The organism is Roseomonas sp. 18066, assembly GCF_902706185.1.
Lineage (GTDB): Bacteria > Pseudomonadota > Alphaproteobacteria > Acetobacterales > Acetobacteraceae > Pseudoroseomonas.
Window position 1 is genome coordinate 1 of sequence record NZ_CACSJM010000293.1, and the last position, 2,358, is coordinate 2,358.

2 protein-coding genes and 1 pseudogene are annotated in these 2,358 nt (G+C 76.5%); 2 read left to right on the forward strand and 1 reads right to left on the reverse strand.

Annotated elements, in window-relative coordinates:
- Together GVN67_RS28755 and GVN67_RS28760 are read left to right on the forward strand one after the other, a co-directional pair.
- A partial coding sequence (locus GVN67_RS28755) for an OmpA family protein (protein ID WP_160000722.1) occupies positions 1-547 on the forward strand: 547 nt, incomplete at its 5' end.
- Positions 548-615: 68 nt separating this feature from the next.
- Positions 616-1,602, forward strand: a complete 987-nt coding sequence (locus tag GVN67_RS28760; RefSeq protein ID WP_160000723.1) for a hypothetical protein — start codon at positions 616-618, stop codon at positions 1,600-1,602.
- Between the two features lie 4 nt (positions 1,603-1,606).
- Here GVN67_RS28760 and GVN67_RS28765 read toward each other — a convergent pair.
- Positions 1,607-2,358, reverse strand: a pseudogene (locus GVN67_RS28765) (DUF4384 domain-containing protein); the annotation flags it as partial.

Genomic DNA, 2,358 nt, shown 5'->3' on the forward strand with positions numbered 1-2,358 from the left:
GGCCCCGCCGCTGGCCGGGCTGCCCCCCGCCGCCAGCCCGCCTGTCGCGCAGCCGCAGCCGGTGCCGAGCTTCGCCAGCCAGGCGGTGCGCGAGACCGCGCCGGCCGAGCCCGTCGCGCCGCCCGCCATGCTGGGCAAGGCGGCCACCGTCGCCGCCGCCGCGCCGCCTGTCCGCCTGACCACGGCGCCGGTCGATGTGCCGGCGGCCTCGATCACCGTGCATTTCGGCAGCGGCTCGGCCGAGCTGTCGCGCGAGGCGATCCGCGCGCTGGCCCCGCTGGGCGAGGCGCTGAACAGCAAGACGCTGCGCCCCTTCCGCTTCCGCATCGAGGGCCATACCGATTCGGTGGGCCCGGCGGCGATGAACCTGGCCCTGTCCGGCCGCCGCGCGCTGGCGGTGCGGGCGCTGCTGGTGCGCTATTACGGCGTCGACCCGGCGCGGCTGGAGGCGGTGGGCTATGGCGACAGCCAGCTGCTGGTGCCGACCGGCCCCGAGGTGCCGGAAATGGCCAATCGCCGCGTCCAGGTGCTGAACCTCGGCGGGTGACGCGCGGCCGAAGACCGGTGGAGGAGGCGGATGCGACCATCCGCCTGCCGCCGGGGATGGATCTTTCGATGTTGCGCCGTCGGCGCCGCCGCAACAGCGCGCTGGGCTGGGGGGCGGCGACGGTCGGCCTCGCTTTGGCGCTCGGCCTGGGCGGGTTTCTGTATCTGGGCCGCGAGGCGCCGGCCCCGGTTCCTGTCGCGGCCGCGCCGCCAGTGGCCGACGCGCCGCCCGTGCTGCGCCTGCCGCTGGACCATGCGCCGCCGCCCCGCGCCGCTGGCGCCCCGCGCGCCGCGCCGCCGCTGCTGCGCGAGGCGGAGATCGCCGCGCATCGCCCGCAGCGCCCGACCCTGCTGCGGCTGGTCGAGAACCCGCGCATCTTCGTGCTCGACTTTCCTGACCTGGCGAGCCAGGGCGCCGCGCTGAACCGCATCGCCGCGCTGGTGGAAAAGGCCGCCACCCCGCGCGACCGGGTGCTGACCGAGGCCGAGCTCGCCGCCGTGCTGGCGCGCAGCGGCGAGCGCGCCGACAGCTACTATTACGGCCATGACTATCGCGGCGCCGATCTCGCCCGCTTCTTCGCGCTGGCCGCGCGCGACGGCATCGCGCTGAACGCCTCCGAGCAATGGGTGGCCGGGCAGCTGGCCGCCGCACGCCATGCCGAGCCTTCGGGCGAGATCGCGCTGATCTCCATCGTCGCCCCCGGCGGCGCGGTGGACGAGGCCGCCCGCCGCACCACCCTGCGGCACGAGATCGGCCATGGCCACGACTTCACGCTGCCCTTCTACGCCGCCCATGTCCGCCGCGTCTGGGCCGAGCGCCTGGCCGAGAGCGAGCGCGCCGGTTTCCGCGCCTTCCTGGCGCGCGAGGGCTACGACACCCGCAACGCCGACCTGATGGCCGGCGAGATGCAGGCCTATCTGCTCTTCACCCCCGATGCCCGCTTCTTCGACCCGCGCATGGCCGGGCTGACCGCGCCCCAGGCCGAGAACCTGCGGGCGATGCTGCGCGACGGCGGCACCTTCCAGGGCCTGCCGCTGGACCCGGCCGACCGGTAGAGGCTCAGGGCCGCGGCGCCACCGTGATCACCTGCGGCCGGATTGCCGCCCAGCCGCCGCCGCGCTGCAGCGCCGCGATCGCCGCCCGCGCCCGCGGCAGCCATTCATCCAGCGTCTGCACCACCGGCTGCGTCGCCGGGAACAGCGGCCGGTCGCTGGCGATGACCAGCAGCAGGTCGGTGCCGAAGGGCTCCTCCACCGTCCAGCCGGGGAAGCCGGGGCCGGGGTCGCCCTTGCGCAGCCGGGCGGCGGCCACCTGCGCCTCGGCCGGGCTCAGCTGCACCACTTGCCCGTCATTGGTGACGTAGAGCAGCTCCAGCATCGCCGGTCGCGGCGGCATGGTGACCTCCATCCGCAGCAGCTCGCCGCGCAGCAGCGGCTGGTTGCCGTCGAGCCGCAGCTGCGGCCCGGCATCGGGCGGCGCCAGCACCGGGCGCAGCGTCTCGGCCAGGCCGCAATAGGGGCCGCGATACTCCTGCAGCGCCAGCGACACGCTGCTGGCCGGCAGCCCGGCGCGCGCCAGCTGGCGGCGGATCGCCTCGGCCGTGCCGCGCGGCGCCGGGCCCTGCAGGATGGCGCCATCGGCGTGGATCTCGGGCGCCAGCAGGGCGCAGCTCTGCTCCTCCAGCACGGTCGTCAGCGCCGCGCGCAGCTTCGCCGGATCCGGGCTTGCGGGCGGCGGCGGCGCCGGCGGCGGGGCCGCCTCGGGCGGGGCCTCCGGCGGGGTTTCCGGCGGTGCCGGCGGCACCTCGGGGA

What these genes read in the sequence shown, in the direction of transcription:
- GVN67_RS28760 (WP_160000723.1), top strand. Translation starts at nt 616, where the DNA reads ATGTTGCGCCGTCGGCGCCGCCGCAACAGCGCGCTGGGCTGGGGGGCG.